Source organism: Streptomyces kronopolitis, assembly GCF_050953795.1.
GTDB classification, from domain to species: Bacteria; Actinomycetota; Actinomycetes; order Streptomycetales; family Streptomycetaceae; genus Streptomyces; species Streptomyces kronopolitis_A.
Genome location: NZ_CP191850.1, coordinates 191,069 through 206,147 on the forward strand (window position 1 = coordinate 191,069; position 15,079 = coordinate 206,147).

11 protein-coding genes are annotated in these 15,079 nt (G+C 71.1%); 3 read left to right on the forward strand and 8 right to left on the reverse strand.

The features are described from left to right. Nucleotides 1–10: 10 nt before the first annotated feature. The 3 genes from ACQP17_RS00900 to ACQP17_RS00910 form a co-directional block, all read right to left on the reverse strand. Nucleotides 11–2,332, reverse strand: coding sequence for a hypothetical protein (locus tag ACQP17_RS00900; protein WP_433854432.1), 2,322 nt, complete (start codon nt 2,330–2,332; stop codon nt 11–13). Beyond that, nucleotides 2,329–3,009, reverse strand: coding sequence for a toll/interleukin-1 receptor domain-containing protein (locus ACQP17_RS00905; RefSeq protein WP_433854433.1), 681 nt, complete (start codon nt 3,007–3,009; stop codon nt 2,329–2,331). Before ACQP17_RS00905 ends, ACQP17_RS00900 begins: the two co-directional genes overlap by 4 nt. A 228-nt stretch (nt 3,010–3,237) precedes the next feature. Further along, nucleotides 3,238–4,602 (reverse strand): helix-turn-helix domain-containing protein, encoded by a 1,365-nt coding sequence (locus ACQP17_RS00910; protein ID WP_433859805.1) that lies wholly within the window; start codon nt 4,600–4,602, stop codon nt 3,238–3,240. Nucleotides 4,603–5,133: 531 nt separating this feature from the next. On the opposite strand from ACQP17_RS00910, the gene ACQP17_RS00915 reads away from it, so the two are divergent. The 3 genes from ACQP17_RS00915 (at nt 5,134) to fabV (ending at nt 8,640) form a co-directional block, all read left to right on the forward strand. Continuing rightward, nucleotides 5,134–5,391: a hypothetical protein gene (locus ACQP17_RS00915; RefSeq protein ID WP_433854434.1), complete on the forward strand. Its 258-nt coding sequence runs from the start codon at nt 5,134–5,136 to the stop codon at nt 5,389–5,391. A gap of 179 nt (nt 5,392–5,570) precedes the next feature. After that, complete coding sequence (locus ACQP17_RS00920) at nt 5,571–7,070, forward strand: IPT/TIG domain-containing protein (RefSeq protein ID WP_433854435.1); 1,500 nt, start codon at nt 5,571–5,573, stop codon at nt 7,068–7,070. A gap of 361 nt (nt 7,071–7,431) precedes the next feature. Continuing rightward, nucleotides 7,432–8,640, forward strand: a complete 1,209-nt coding sequence (gene fabV, locus ACQP17_RS00925) for an enoyl-[acyl-carrier-protein] reductase FabV (protein WP_433854436.1) — start codon at nt 7,432–7,434, stop codon at nt 8,638–8,640. A 553-nt stretch (nt 8,641–9,193) separates the two neighbouring features. Here fabV and ACQP17_RS00930 read toward each other — a convergent pair. The 5 genes from ACQP17_RS00930 to ACQP17_RS00950 form a co-directional block, all read right to left on the reverse strand. Further along, a complete protein-coding gene (locus ACQP17_RS00930) occupies nt 9,194–9,700 on the reverse strand; it encodes an ATP-binding protein (RefSeq protein ID WP_433854437.1) in 507 nt (168 codons plus the stop codon). A gap of 8 nt (nt 9,701–9,708) precedes the next feature. Beyond that, nucleotides 9,709–9,870 carry a hypothetical protein gene (locus tag ACQP17_RS00935; RefSeq protein ID WP_433854438.1) on the reverse strand — a complete coding sequence of 54 codons (162 nt, stop codon included), beginning with the start codon at nt 9,868–9,870 and terminating at the stop codon, nt 9,709–9,711. Nucleotides 9,871–10,301: 431 nt separating this feature from the next. Further along, the gene (locus tag ACQP17_RS00940) at nt 10,302–11,261 is read right to left on the reverse strand and encodes a type II CAAX prenyl endopeptidase Rce1 family protein (RefSeq protein ID WP_433854439.1); all 960 of its coding nucleotides are present in this window, start codon (nt 11,259–11,261) and stop codon (nt 10,302–10,304) included. 127 nt (nt 11,262–11,388) lie between these two features. Further along, on the reverse strand, nt 11,389–12,810 hold the full coding sequence (locus tag ACQP17_RS00945) for a purine-cytosine permease family protein (protein WP_433854440.1): 1,422 nt from the start codon (nt 12,808–12,810) through the stop codon (nt 11,389–11,391). Between the two features lie 276 nt (nt 12,811–13,086). Continuing rightward, a complete protein-coding gene (locus ACQP17_RS00950; RefSeq protein WP_433854441.1) occupies nt 13,087–14,922 on the reverse strand; it encodes a glycoside hydrolase family 15 protein in 1,836 nt (611 codons plus the stop codon). Between the last annotated feature and the right edge of the window lie 157 nt (nt 14,923–15,079).

Below are 15,079 nucleotides of genomic sequence, written 5' to 3' on the forward strand. Positions count from 1 at the left end.
ACGGGCGTCGTCAGGACGCGCTGGAGGTGGCGAGGGCGCCCTGGGCCAGCCGCTGCCGGAGCCCGCGGACGGTGCCGGAATCGGGGTGCCGGCCGGCCCACATGCCGAGGTAGAAGCCGGCGCGCAGGGACAGCGGCCGAGCACAGATGCGGGGCACCAGGGCGTCGAGGAAGGCGGCCAGTTCCTTGTCCGCGTCCCCGGCCAGCAGCCAGCGCCGCAGCAGGTCCCAGGCGCGGGTCGAGCTGTGCTGCCCCATCAGGGCGTGGCGCCAGAGGCGGACCAGGGCGTCGGCCCGGTCCGGGTCGGTCATGGCGGCGTCGGCCAGGACGGGCCGGTCCCGGCGGTCCGGGCCGGCGCCGTAGCGGCTGAGGATCAGCAGGGTGCGGATGGCGTGCCGGGTCAGATGGTCGTTGTCCGAGGCGATCCAGTCGTCCAGGGCGTCGGCGACCGGGCCCGGGGCGGCGGTGAGGTGGAGCCAGGCCATGGAGAACGCCACCGAGCTGCTGAGCGCCAGCTCGGGCCGGGTGCCCAGTTCGCGCAGCGCCCAGAGGGTGTCGGGGATGTCCTGCGCACCGACCAGGGTCCCGTACGCCCGGGCCGCGCTGTCCTGGAACTGCCACCGGGGACTGCTCAGCCAGCCCCGGATCTGGCCCCGCACCCGCGGCACCAGCCGGGGGTCGTGGGCCGCCATCTCCAGGGCCAGAGCGGCGCACTGGCGGTAGGGCGCGGACTTCACCCCGGCCCAGGTGCGGATCAGGTCCCGGTAGACGCTGTCGAAGTCGTGGCTGAGCAGGATCCCGGCGATCTGGGCTGCCCGTACCCGGATGCGTTCCAGGGGCCCGGCGACCAGTGCCGTCAGCCACTCCAGCAGGGGGTGGCGCAGGCTGTCGTAGTCGTGCCAGACGACCTCGATGACGGCGTGCATCAGCTCCTCGTCCACGAGCCGGGCGCAGCGGGGGTTGTCCTCGGCGCGCCGGCCGGACACCGGGTCCACGGTCTCCGCGGCGGCGCGCATCTCCGGCGGGATCAGCTGGTCCAGCTCCCGCTCGAAGACGTGGTTGGCGGGCGCCAGTTCGCGGGTCTCGTAGCGCGGCAGCACGGACGCGCTGAGCAGCTGGCCGGCCTCGAAGACATCGGCCAGCGGCAGGCCGTGGAAGAAGGCGTAGGCGATGCGGAACGCCTGGCGGTGCGGGTCGAGGACCGGGCCCTGCGCGGTCTCGGTGGGGACCCGCAGCAGGGTCTTGGCCAGCCGGCGCAGCCTGTCGCGCCACTGGCCGATGACCTCGGCGAGGCTGGTGTCCTCGCAGTGCACGCTCTGGGCCAGCACCTCAGCGAACTCCACGACGCCGCTGACCGACACCGCCCCGTCGAGGGTGCGCTGCACCTGCGGTGACTCCAGCATCCGGGCGGTGAACGCGGCGGTGTGCCCGGTGTTGCACTCCGGGTCGGTGCACACGCCGGGATGCCCGGCGAGCAGCCGACGCAGATGAACGGCGAGGACCTCGGCGAGGGGCGGGCGGCGGTGGACGAAGGCATGGGGCCGCAGCTGGTCCGGGTCCACCCGCGCCAGGTCGCCGAGGACGACGACGAACGCACGCCGGGTGCGGGCGAGGTGTCCGAGCGTCTCCAGCGTCGACAGCTTCACCTCCCGGTCGTCGAGGTCGATCACGAAGCCGTCAGGGGTGAGCAGTTCGTCCGCGCGCCGGCAGACCTCCTGAAGGAGGCCCGGGGCCTCGCTGTGCAGCAGGTGGATGCGGTCGTCGGGGCAGCAGCCGGCGAGCAGCGTCAGGGCCGTGGACAGCCGGCCGCTGCCCGGCTTCCCGGCGAGCAGCAGGACACGCTGTGCCGCGAGCCGGGCGGCCATCTGGGTCTGCTGGTCGACGTCCAGACGGCAGTCCAGCTGCTGCGCGACCGTCAGCGGGGGGACGCCCAGCGTCTGGACCTCGACCTGGGCCTCCCCGCCGAGGGACAGCTGCTCGGCGTAGAAGGCGGAACCGCCGTGGGCGACCGCGCTGCGGTTGAGCCGGCTCAGGGAGATCTGCTGCCGGGCTTCCTGGTAGCGGGAGAAGGAGCCGCCCTCGTCGGTCTCCCGGCGGGGGGCCGCGCGTTCCGGCTCCTGGGGCGGGACGCGCCCGGCGGCGTTCGCGGCGGGCGCGTCCTCGGCCCGGGCGGCAGCGGGAGACTGCGGGCCGTCGGAGGCCGCGGCCGGTCCCGGCTCCGCCGGTGCGTCGGCGCCCGGTGCCGGTTCGTCCGCGGCCTCGGACGGAGTCTCCCTGCCCGGCACGTCCTGCGGGGCGGCGGCCTCCGCACCGAGCTGTTCGGTGTCGCTCATGACGTTCCTCCGTTCTTTCCGCCGCCGTTTTCGTGGTAGGTGGCGTCGCCGTTGTGCGAGACGGCGCTGTTGCGGTAGGTGGTGGCTCCGCCGCTCCCGAGGTTGACGGCGGCCCCGTCGCCGAAGGTGAACCCGCTCAGCCGGGGGCCACCGGAGGCGGGCGTCTCCGGCGCAGGAGCCGGTTCCGGCGTCGGCTCCGGGCTCGTGTCCCGGCTCACCGGTACGTGCCTGCGCAGTACGTCGGTGATGACGGGGAGGTCGAGGTGCGCGTACGGCACCCGCAGGTGTGTGCACTGCCGCTCCGTCAGTTCCGCGATGTCCACGGGGAGTTCCTCCTTCCCGGGGAGGGCGGCGCCGTCGATCAGCACGGGCAGGACGGTCCGGCGCCACTTGAGCGCGGCCGCGATCTCGTCGTGGACGTAGTCGCCCGGTACGTCGATCCGGCGGCGGCCGGTCTCGTCGCACTGCGACAGCCAGTTCCGGCCGATGAGCACGAGCAGGACCGAGCAGCTCTCCAGGGCGCGCCACAGGTGCGGCGGAAAGTGTTCACCCGGTGCCGTGCGGCGGCGGTCCCGGAACACATTCTCCGACCCGAATACGCCTTTCAATTGTTCGTCGAGCAGGACGGCCGCGGTGGCGCCGTCGCCGGTCCGGTAGTTGATGAAAACGCCGGCCATGATGTTCTGCCTTTCCTCACGGGTACGGAGTGGATTGCGGCAGCCGCGGCAGGGCAGGGCCCGGCAATGCTGTCGCGCCACAGGGGGATGAAGCCGAGATTCACAGGGGTTTCCGGCGTGGTCAACGCGTTGCCCCCGGCCTTTTGGGCGGGCAACGGAACACCACGGGTACGCGGCGGTGCGATTCTTCGGCGGCCGCGCGTGGGGCGGGACTCGCCGGTGAAAAGGTCAGCCCGGAGTTCCGGGGCCGATCCGGTGGGTGCGCAGACCGATCGCGAGCTGCGGAAGGGTCCGGCGCACGGTGGGATTCTTTGGCCAACGATTGAGGACGCGGGTCAGCCGCAGAAGATCGGCGCGGATCGTCGCCGAGTCGATGAGAGCCACATGAGCGGCGACCAATTCGGCGATCGTGCAGGCCTGTTCGATTTCCCCGACGTGCGCCAGCGCGAGCGCCAGCCGGGCACCGTAGCGGGCTCTGGCCCGACGGGATTCCGCGGGAATGGCGTCCAGTCCGTCCCCGAGCAGGGTGACGGCCTCCGCCGGAGAGCCGAGGTCGTGCAGGCACCAGCCGGCGACGAACGCGGTCAGGTCGGGCAGATGAATGCTGCCGAGGACCGGGTCCGTGTCGTCCGGGTCCGTCGCGCCGGACGTCAGCTCCGCGCCGCGGTCCAGCGCCCGGCGGCAGGCCTCGCGGTCCCCGGCGAGGGCCTGCCCCTGTGCCTCGCGCTGGGCGGCCAGGCCGCGGATCCGTGCGCTGCGGGCCTGCTGACCGGCGAGCCGCGCCAGCTGGACGGTGGCCGTCGAGTCGCCTGTGTACAGGGCGAGTTCGGCCCGGCGGACCAGTGCGTAGGCGGCGAGTTCGTCGTCACCGCCGTCCGCGGCCAGTTGCACGGCCTGTTCGGTCCACCACAGCGAGGCCGCGTCGCTGCCCGCCTCCTGGGCCATCCACCCGGTGTACTCGGCGAACCGGGAGGCGAGCCGGAGCACCGTGCCACGGTGTGCGGGCCGGGCCTGGTGCGCCATGCCCCGCAGCGCGCTGGTGACTGCGATGCAGGGTTGCGCGACCACCGCCGGACCGAAGAGCTGGCCCAGCCTGCGGAACTCGTCAAACACCTGACGGAAGTAGGGCAATGCCGCATTCGTCTCCGCGCTTTCGAGGAGCGGAGGCGCGAGGGACCAGCTCACAATGGCGGTGGGCCCGGCCCCGCCGCCGAGTGACGCGGGGTCGAATGCCACGAAGTCGCTCTCCCCGCCGGCTTGCATGCGCAGGGTCCAGGGCGTACCGACATCCACTTCGGGGAGGGGCGCCTTCTCGGCACCGCACTCGGGTGCGGAAATCAGGCGGCCGAGTTCTCCGCCGGCATTCAGCGCACTGTCGCATAACTGAGCAAGATCGTGACTGGGCATCTTGACGCCGCGCTCGATCTTGCTCAAGTGCCCTTTGGAAAAGCAAATCAGAGTCGCCAGTTTCCCCAGGGAAAGCCCCGCTTCGGTCCTTCGCCGGCGTAACTCCGCCCCGAATCCCACAGGATTGCTCTGCACCCCGCCCGCCCCCTCGTCGCTCGCGACCGGTGAAGGGAGTGTGCCACGCATCAGTCCAACTTTCACATACCCTTCACGAATTGCTTTGCTATCGGTTTCATCACGCTCCGCTTCCTGCCGGGAAATAATCTTCCCCGGCAGCTCCCACAGGAAGGGCCCCTGCACGGCGGGCCACTTCAACGCCGCGGCCCGTTCCGCAACGACGCCGGCCCGGGAGCCCGTGAAGGGGCGAGCCACAGCGCTCCCGGGAGCGACAGACCATCGCGTCACCTCCAACTACCGTTCTCCACCAGCCTGTTCACGGCGATTCTGCCGCCGGCTCGCCGCACCGAAGGGCCCTGGCGCAGGCGACGGCCGAATACCACCGCCCGCCGCCCTCACGTTTATCGCTCGTTGATCACCGGCGCCTTTGCTGAACGGAGCGGTACTCGACCGAGGGCGCGGTGCTCGCGTCCGCCGGCCGACGACGACCGGCGCGACCACGCGGTACTCGGGCAGACGTGCCCGAGCCGCGGGGGAACGCGTGCGCCGCCGCTGTCCGCTGACCAGGACACAGAGGAATCCGCAAGGGGGAGAACGCAGATGAGGCACCGCAACGACAAGCTGAGGTCGCTGCTCGCGGGGGCGAGCGCCGGACTCACCCTCGGCCTGCTCGGAACCGTCCCCGCACAGGCCGCGTCCGAGCGGCACGTCCCCGGCCACTCGCACCCGTGCAAGGACGCCGCGGTGTCCTGGTACGCGCACCACGACCCCAGCGGCACCCCGGCGCTCAAGGACAGCGAGCCCGCCCCGCAGCGCCTCGGCATCACCTGGCCCGGCGAGCCGGACACGCGTGGCTGAGGGCCAACGAGGTGAACACGGCTCGACTGGAGACAGGAAAGGCACCGGGCCACGCGGGAGGGGAGGTCTGATGGTGCGCGATCCGATCTGACGGCCGGTCCGGCATCGATCTGCCCTGATGCTGCCGAAAGGCCCTCCCGCCTCCGTACCGGCACCACCCCCGAGGAGCAGGAACGACGATGGCATCCGATCCGACAATCGCCCAGGTGACCATGACCCTGGCCGCCTTCGCGGCCTCCGGGGCCACACCGCGGCCGTCCGGGGAAACCCTGCAGCAGCAGACCACGCGCATCATCAGCGGCATCGACGCGCAGCTGCGCGATCCCAGCCTTGCGACGCAGGACGCGTGGGAGCTGGTCTGGCTCGCCCTGAGCGAGGCCAACGCCAATATGGCCTTCCTCGTTCAGAGCACCAACGGCTCGAACGAGTTCGCCGTGGTCGCCCGCGGAACGGACGCCGATTGGACCGACATCCTCGAGGACCTCGACGTCGGCACGGTCGTCCCGTTCCCCCAAAGCGGATCGCCGACGACCGTCAAAGTCTCCAAGGGAGCGATGAACGCGTTCCAACGGGTGATCAACGCCCGCTCGATCGCCTCTCCCTCCCCGAACGCCACGCTCGCTCAGGCGCTCTCCGTCGCGCTCAAGGCGGCGCCCGCCTCGCCGCAGCCCACCGTCTATCTGACCGGGCACAGCCTGGGCGGTTGCATCGCCTCGATGCTCGCGCCGTACCTGCAGGCACAGACCTGGCCGAAGCAGCCGAAGTTCGCGGTGCTGACCTATGCCGCTCCCACCGCCGGCGTGCAGAGCTTCGTCGACTACTTCGACTCCGTGCCGTGGGTCATCGACGAGCGCCAGAACAACGCCTACGACCTGGTGCCGCACGCGTGGGCCGATCTCGACACCACGGCCGGCTGGTACCCGAGCCCGGGACCGCAGGCGACCGAAGAAGTGAAGCTGCTCATCGACACGATCGCCAAGCGCACCAACGGCAACGTCTACGTCCAGCCCGGCTCGCTCTGCCTGATGAACACCGGATACACCAGCTTTGCCGAGAAGCTGGTCAACAAGACCACCCAGGACTTCCTCGGCCAGGTCGCCCACCAGCACGCCAACTCCACCTACCTGGAGCTGGTGGGGGCGCCCGACACCCCGTCCGGGCCGGTGGTGACCGACCTGGACCCCACCTTCGGCGCGGCAGGCGACAGGGTGACCATCAACGGCACGGGTTTCAGTCAGGACAGCATGGTCGACTTCGGCCAGTTCGCCTGCACCGACCGCACCGTGGACCCCTCCGGCAACGAGATCACCGCTCAGGTCCCCGCCGGATCGGGTGTCGTCCACGTCCGCGTCACCAACACCCTCGGCACCTCCCCGGCCATCGCCATGAGCCAGTTCGCCTATGGCGGACCCGCGCCCGTGGTGGTCAGTTCGGTCAGCCCGGTCAGCGGCAAGGCCGGCACCCCGGTCACCATCAACGGCTCGGGCTTCGCCCAGGGCGCCACCGTGCACTTCAAGGACAAGGCATCCGACTCGGTCACGTTCGTCTCCACCGGCCGGCTCATCGCGACAGCGCCCGGTCTGCTCGACGTCCAGCAGACGGTGAACATCACCGTGACGGTCGGCAAGGGCACCTCTCCGACCAGCCCGGACGACGAGTTCACCTACACCGGCCGGTAGCGTCCCCACGCCCCGTTCCGGGGCCCTTCGAGCAGCCCGGGCGCCGGGGCGTGGCGTACCCGGGTCCGTGCTCGTCGCAGGACCGTTCGCCCTGCGGCGGGCCCGGCCGAAACGGAGCCGCGCGGCACGCCGAGCAGTGGCCGGGGCTGAGTGACCATCCGTCAGTACCGTGAGCAACCGACTCCCGCACCGCGCCCTCCCTCCGCTCCCCGAACCGAGGGAAACCCTCCAAAAGCACCCCCGCATTACTGTGCCCGCCGAGCCGGTCCACCAGGGCTGCCGGGTCGCAGACTTACCGGACGCGGTCCCTGCTCCGGTGGCGGCCGCCGCTTCTCCCACGACGACCCGAAGGACGTGTGTCATGAGCGAACGTGTCATCACCCCGCGCAGCCGCGGCTTTCTCTTCCTCGACTCGCACCCGGCCGGCTGCGCGCGCCTGGTGGAGGAGATGTGGCGGGCCGTCCCCGCCCCCGAGCGTGTCCCGGACACCGCTCCGGTGGCGCTCGTCGTGGGCTCCTCGGCCGGTTACGGGCTGGCCGCGACGATCGCCGGCCTTGCCCGGGCGGGGATCCGCGGCATCGGCGTCAGCTTCGAGAAGGCCCCCACCGAGCGGCGTACCGCCACCGCCGGCTGGTACCGCACCGCCGCCCTCGCGGAACTCGCCCTCCGGAACGGTCAGGAGATGGTCTTCCTCAACGGCGACGCCTTCTCCGACGCGATGAAGGACCAGGTCGCCGACCTCCTCCGGGAGCGCTTCGGCCGCCTGGACCACCTGGTCTACTCGGTGGCCGCACCGCGCCGCACCGACCCGGACACCGGCGCCGCCCACACCTCCGTCCTCAAGCCCATCGGCGAGGCGTACCGCACCAAGACCCTCGTCTTCGACGGGGAGGGAACGCCGGAGGTCAAGGTGGTGGAGACCGCGCCGGCCGAGGGCGACGACGTCGAGCAGACGGTCGCGGTGATGGGCGGCGCGGACTGGGAGCGGTGGGTCGACCACCTCGCCGACCGCGGTCTGCTCGCCGACGGTTTCACCACCGCCGCCCTGTCCTACATCGGATCCCCGCTGACGGACGGCATCTACCGGCAGGGCACCATCGGCGCCGCCAAGTCCCACCTGGAGGCGACCGCCCGTACGCTCGACGAGCGCCTGAACAAGCTGGTCGGCGGCCGCGCGGTGACCTCCGTCAACGGCGCCGCGGTCACCCAGTCCTCCACCGCCATCCCGGGCATCGCACTCTATGTGGGGCTGCTGCGCGGCGCCCTCGGCGAGGCCATGGTCCCGCCGATCGCCCAACTGGCCGATCTGTGGGACCGGCTCACGGGCGTGCAGCCGCTCGATGTCGACGAGGACGGGCGGGTGCGGCTCGATTCCTGGGAACTCAACAGCGCGGTCCAGGCCGCCGTCACCGAGCGCTGGGAGACGGCCACCACCGAGACCATCACCCGTCTCGCCGACCTCGATTGGTTCCACGCCGAGGTCCAGCGGCTCTACGGCTTCGCGGTGCCCGGCGTCGACTACAGCGCCCCGACGAACACCCGGATCCCCTGGCCGGACACCACTTCCTGAACTCCCGGGGCTGACGGCACTTCCGCGGCGGAGTTCCCGGTGACAGCGTGCTCGGGCACTGTGTGGGAATGCCATCGGCCGGCTTGTCGGGTGAGGGGTTATCTGCGCTGAGTAACTGAGCGATACGGCCGGGCGGTTGACCCTCCCGGGTTTCGCTCGACTTCGCCACCGGCCAGTTCGCGGCTCGGTCATCCCGCGATTCGGACGATCCTCGAATTGACTGGTCCGTGATTCGACCGGTCCACGATTCGATCAGTCCGCGGTCGATTTTCTCGTCCTCGTCAAGGAATTCGGACGACCGGCCGTCGCCGTCCCCCGTGCGGGTTTCGCGCCCTTGTGAAACCCGGCCGACGAAGATCTCCCGGACAGCGGAACACGGGAGGGAAGAGACCGGAGGGACGAGGCGGAAAGCAGGCGCCGGGGCGAGCCCATATCCGATTGGCCATCGGGGGGCCGGCTCCCGCATGCGGGGCCGAGGACGACCCGGGCGCTCCGTCGAAGGGGCCGAAATCGTCGCCCGTCCGGCCGGCCGATCAGCCGGCGAATGGTCCGGTCAGTCCCGGCGGCGGCCGCGTCGGACGGCGGTGCTGGAGGGCCGCGGCGCGGCGTCGGCGGACCCGCCGGACCCCGTCCGCCCTTCCTGGCGGGCGATGGTCGCCGTCACGGTCTTCCCGCTCGGCCCCCGGCTGACCTCGACGGTCGTCGCGATGCGGCAGACCATCGACCAGCCGAATCCGCCGCCTTCCCCGGAGACGTCGGGGGTACGGGGACGGGGCAGCACAGGGCTGGTATCCCCCACGGACACCATGATCGTCTCCGGATCCGCGAGCAGCCGCAGCGTGCAGCTCTTGCCGCCCGCGTGCCGCACCGCGTTGGTGACCAGCTCGGAGACGACCAGGATCACGGCCTCCCGCGCATCCCGTTCCACGGAGGGCTCCAGGCGCGCCAGGTACGTGCCCACGAGGTGCCGCGCGGGGCCGACGGCTTCGGAATGGCAGTCCAGTTGAAGCTCCAGCACCGGCGACGCGGTGACCGTACGCGGAGCCTCGGCGGTGCTCATGATAAAGCTCACCTCGTATCGCGTCGAGTTTCCTTCAGGCCGGAAAGCGTGCCCTCTTCCCGGGGTATCAACCACATATCTTTGATGTCGGACGAAATGGCGCGCTCGTCGCGTAGGTTCGCAAAGATCAGTTCGAACCCGCTCTCGTCCGGGCGGACAAGGACAGCCACGGCGCCACGGAACGCCCCGAGGGGGCGGAAGCCGTACGGCACCTCAGCTCACCGTGACGACCCCGAGACCTTCCTCCCGAATCCTTCCTGGTGAAGCAGGCGCCGAATGGGCGGGCGCCAGAGGCAGCACCGGAAGAAGGGAGCCACTGTCATCATCCTCCGTACATTCGCGTGCCCGATCCCACCCTCAGCAATCGGGAAATCCCCTAGTTTGCTTCACGGGGCGTCGGGTATGAGCGGCGGAATTCCGGCCGCTCCACGACCCGGGAAAGTCTTCCGCACGCCGCCCCGCCGCCCCCGGAGGCGCACCGTACCCAGTCGGACGACCTCCGCAAAGGCGGGATGCGGGCGGCGACGGAAACGGCCTCGGACCGTTCACACCAGGACTGCCGACTCGACGAAAAGCATCGGTGGACAAACCACCACGAGGTTCACCAATCGCCATTTCGGACAATGGGGACTCCGTCGCCTTCCGGTCGGCCCCGCCCCCTCCCCCGGGCCGACACCACCCGCAGCCCCACGAAGACCATCGTCGTTACCGCCAGGTACCCGAGGACCAGGACCGCGATGTGGTCCGCTCCGGCCCGCGCCGACCAGCCCGCGCCACGTACCGCGCCCTCGAAGACGACGCGATTGACGCTCAGGAAGACCAGATGCGTGCCGATCGCCGTCCACAACGGCGCGGGGCCAGGAGCCGTCCGCGCGGCCAGCAGCGTCAGCCCGAAGACGCAGAGCAGGACCGCGTAGCCGACGGGGTCCAGGCCCCCGGGAGCGAAGCCCACCGGCGGGGCGGCCACGCCCACGGCCCGGGACACCCCTGCCTGCACCACCGTGGACGCCCCCGGCACCAGCAGGAACACCGCCGTCGTGCCGAGGGCCGAGAGCAGCCCGCCGAACCGGTCGCGCAACGATACCCAGGCGTGGCCCCGCAGCGTCACCTCTTCCGGCAGCGCCTCCAGGAGCAGCGCCACCAGGGCGTTGCCGGCCAGAAACGACGTAAGGGCGGCAAGGTCGGGCGCGGACCAGTGCAGCCATCCGAGCGCGGTCCCGGCGCCGAGGACGGCGACGGCACAGGACAGGGTGACGGCCACGCCGCGCAAGAACGCGCGCGGCGCCGCGGCCGGCGGGCCGAGCCCCAGTGGACGCCCCGCGGGCCGTCCGGCCCTCCACCACAGCGCCACGGGGACGGCCAGCGCGCTCACCACCACGGCGGACAGCAGCTGCCGCGCGTACCCCTCGGCGCCGAGCATGCGGGCGAGCGGCCCGCCCAGGGCGTTCCCCGTTCCCAGCGCGCCCGCCATCACCGCACCGCCGAGCAGCGCCCTCCCCAACGCCCGCGCCGCCGATACCCGCGCCGCCGCTTCCGTCACCACGCCCGAGCCCGCCGCCATCCGCACTCCCCGAGGCCGTCGAGGCCTCTGTACGCCTCCGTCCTCGGCCATGAAAGCCGCACTCCGGCGTCCGGGGAACGGGCGGCTCGGGAAACCGTCCCGCAGCACGATCTCCGGCGCCCACGCACTACATCGTTCGGTCCACCGGCCGTCCATCCCCGGTCAGAGCGGGTCCGGCCGTACGGGCGGGCAGCAGGAGCCGCAGCGGCAGATAGACCGCGACGGAGACCAGGAAGGCAACGTAGTAGGCGACATCGGCACCGTGCAGGGCGGCCGCGACCGGACCGACGAACAGGGTGGTGTCCATGAACGGCACCGCCGCGGCGAAGGCGGCCACGAAGGCGACACCGGCGGGCCACCACGGCTGCGGGCGGGCGAATTCGGCCGCGACGTCGATCGGCGCGCCCTGCCGGTCGCGGGCCCGCAGTCGCGCGTCGACCAGCACGATGCCCACGAATCCGGGGATCCAGTAGCCCACGAACAGCAGCAGGTTCTGGAAGCGCACCGTGGTGTCCGCGTCGTGCAGCCACAGCACCAGCAGGAAGCCGAGTACGGCCGCGGCCGCCGCGGCGAGCGGCCGGGGCACCCGGATGCCGGCCGTCTGGAGTGCCAGCGAGCCGCTGTAGTCGTTCATGGCGTTGCTGCACACCGCCGCGGCCGCGATGGCCAGCAGACCGAAGGCGCCGAGCGCGCCGCCGCCCAGCAGCTTGTGCACCCCGCCGGCGGTCTGGTCGGTGAACAGCGCCGCGCCCCACAGGCCGAGCGCCTGCACCCAGGCGAAGGACAGCACCATGCCGAGCAGGGAGTACCAGAACATCCGGGGCGCGGATGTCGTACGCGGCAGATAGCGGCTGAAGTCCGAGGCGTAGGGGGCCCACGAGATGGCCAGGCTCAGCGCGATGGTGCTGGTCAGGACGAAGGCGCCGAGGCGGTCGGCGCCGTGCGCGGATCCGTGCAGGGGAAGCGGCACACCGGACAGCAGCTTGGCGCCGAGGACCAGGAAGGCGGCGCCCAGCACGAACGTCATCACCGTTTGGAGGCGGTGCAGCGCTTCGTAGCCGAAGACGCCGACCGCGCCCTGGAGCAGCAGGATCACCAGCGCACCGAGCCAGAACGGCCAGCCGAGCAGCTGGGCCAGCGCCTCACCGCCGAAGAGGCCGATCAGCGCGTCCCAGGCGACGGAGGAGAGCCACTGCATGACGCCGGGCAGCGCCACGCCCCGCCCGAAGGCCAGCCGCGACAGCGGCAGCTGTCCGGTCCCGGTCCGGCTGCCCCAGGTGCCGAGGTACGCGGCCGGCACCGCGCCGATGAGCGTGCCGAGGACCATGGCGGTGAACGCCGTCCAGAAGTCCAGCCCCAGGGTCACGCCGACCGTGCCGGAGAACACACCGGTCATGGTCAGGTTGGGCGCGAACCATACGGTGAAAAGGCGGGCAGGCTTTCCGTACCGGTTGTTTTCGGGCACCGGCTCGATCCCGTGCCGCTCGACCGCCAGGTCGCCGGCCCGGGCGGGCATCCGCCCGGCGAAGGCGGATTCTTCGAAGGTCATGACTCTCCAGGCGTCAACAGATGCGCCCTACGGTAAGCGGGCCGCCCGTCGCGCCCGGCAGGGCCCCCTGCCACGGCAGCGCCCGGGCCCGGACCGGTCAGGGGTGCCGGGCTTCTCCGCGCGCGGTCGGATCCGGCCTCGGCGCGTACGCGTGGCGGCGAGATCACCGTCGACGGCGGCGGGCGCGACCGAGGCACCGGAGGGCGGGGCGGACGGGCTGTTCTCTCGGCCCCCGACGGGACGGGGCCGGCGTGCGGGGAGCCTGAAGCGGCTCCGTCAGCCCAGGGCGCGATCCAGGTTGAAGGCGGCGCTGATGAGGGCCAGGTGGGTAAAGGCCTGGGGGAAGTTGCCGATCTGCTCGCCGGTGTGGCCGATCTCCTCGGCGAACAGCCCGAGGTGGTTGCCGTAGGTGAGCATCTTCTCGAAGGCGAGGCGGGCCTCGTCGACCCGGCCGGCGCGGGAGAGCGCTTCGACGTACCAGAACGAGCAGATGGAGAACGTGCCCTCCTCGCCCCGCAGACCGTCCGGGCTGTTGCTCGGGTCATAGCGGTAGACCAGCGAGTCGGAGACCAGTTCCTCGCCCAGGGCGTCGAGGGTGGAGAGCCATTTCGGGTCCGTGGGAGAGATGAACTTGGCCAGCGGCATCATCAGCACCGACGCGTCGAGCACATCGTCGCCCTCGTGCTGCACGAATGCCTTCCGCTCGGGCGACCAGCCCCGCTCCATGATGCGCCGGTAGATCGCGTCACGGGCCTGCGACCAGCGGAGCATGTCCGCCGGCAGACCCCGGTGGGTGGCGAGCCGGATCGCCCGTTCGATGGCGACCCAGCACATCAGCTGCGAGTAGAGGAAGTTCTGGATTTTGCCCCGGGTCTCCCAGATGCCTTCGTCCGGCTGGTCCCAGTTGTCACAGACCCAGTCGACGAGCGTGCCGATGGTGTCCCAGTGGTCGCTGGACAGCGGCTCTCCCCACTTGTCGTAGAGATAGAGGGAGTCGATGAGGGCACCGTAGATGTCCAGTTGGAGCTGCTTGACGGCGTTGTTGCCGATCCGCACGGGTGCCGAGCCCAAGTGGCCCTCCAGATGGTGGAGTTCGACCTCGGGCAGTTCGCTGCGGCCGTCGATGCCGTACATGATCTGCAAGGGGGTCCCGGGCCCGCCGCGGGGGCAGATGTTCTCGGACAGGAAGTGCACAAAGGACTTGGCCTCGTCCGTGAAGCCCAGCCTGAGCAGCGCGTAGATGCAGAACGCGGAGTCCCGGACCCACGCGTAGCGGTAGTCCCAGTTGCGCTCGCCGCCGACCTGTTCGGGCAGGCTGGTCGTGGGGGCGGCCACGATGGCACCGGTCGGCGCGTAGGTGAGGAGTTTGAGGGTGAGTGCGGAGCGGTGCACCATCTCCCGCCAGCGCCCCCGGTAGCGGGACTTCGACAGCCAGCCGCGCCAGTAGTGCACCGTCGCGTTGAACAGTTCCTCCGCCTCCATGACCGGGCAGGCCCGCAGCTCCACGCCATTGCCGACCCGGTCGAGGGCGAACACCGCGGTGTCCCCCTCGCTCAGCGTGAACGAGGAAATGGCGTCCGGGCCGTCGATCTCGACCGGAACGCTGGACGTCAGCGCGAGGGAGAGCCCCGGCGACTCGAATACGGTATGTCCGTCTCGGCCGTGCACGGTGTGCGTACTGCGCCCGTAGTCGAAGCGGGGCGCCACCCGGGCGCTGAACGGCAGTGAGCCGCGGACACACAGCACCCGCCGGATCAACCGGTGCCGGTCCGCCTCACCGGAGTCGTCGACGATCGGCATGAAGTCCTGGACCTCACCCACACCGTTGTCCGCGAAGAAGCGGGTGATCAGGATGTTGGTGTCCGGGAAGTAGAACTGCTTGGTCCGGGCGGGCACGTCCGGCGCCAGCTCGAAGGCCCCACCGCGGTCGGCGTCCAGGATCGCGGCGAAGACGCTGGGGGCGTCGAAGCGAGTGCAGCAGTACCAGTCGATGGTGCCGTTGGTGCCGACCAGCGCGGCGGTCCGCATATCGCCGATCAGCCCGTGTTCGGCGATGGGCGTATACCGCAGCGCATCGGCCCTGCTGGGGCGGAGACTCACACCGGCGGTCATCTGACCTCCCCGGCACTGAGGAGCGGAAACAGTGGATTCAGGTTACCTCCGGGTGGTTGCGGGCGGCGAGCGAGCGACTGCCGGGCGGATGCGGAGACCCCCGGTGTGCGGGGATCCGGGTCGGTCAGGGAAGAGACGGGGTGTGGATACGGTGAGT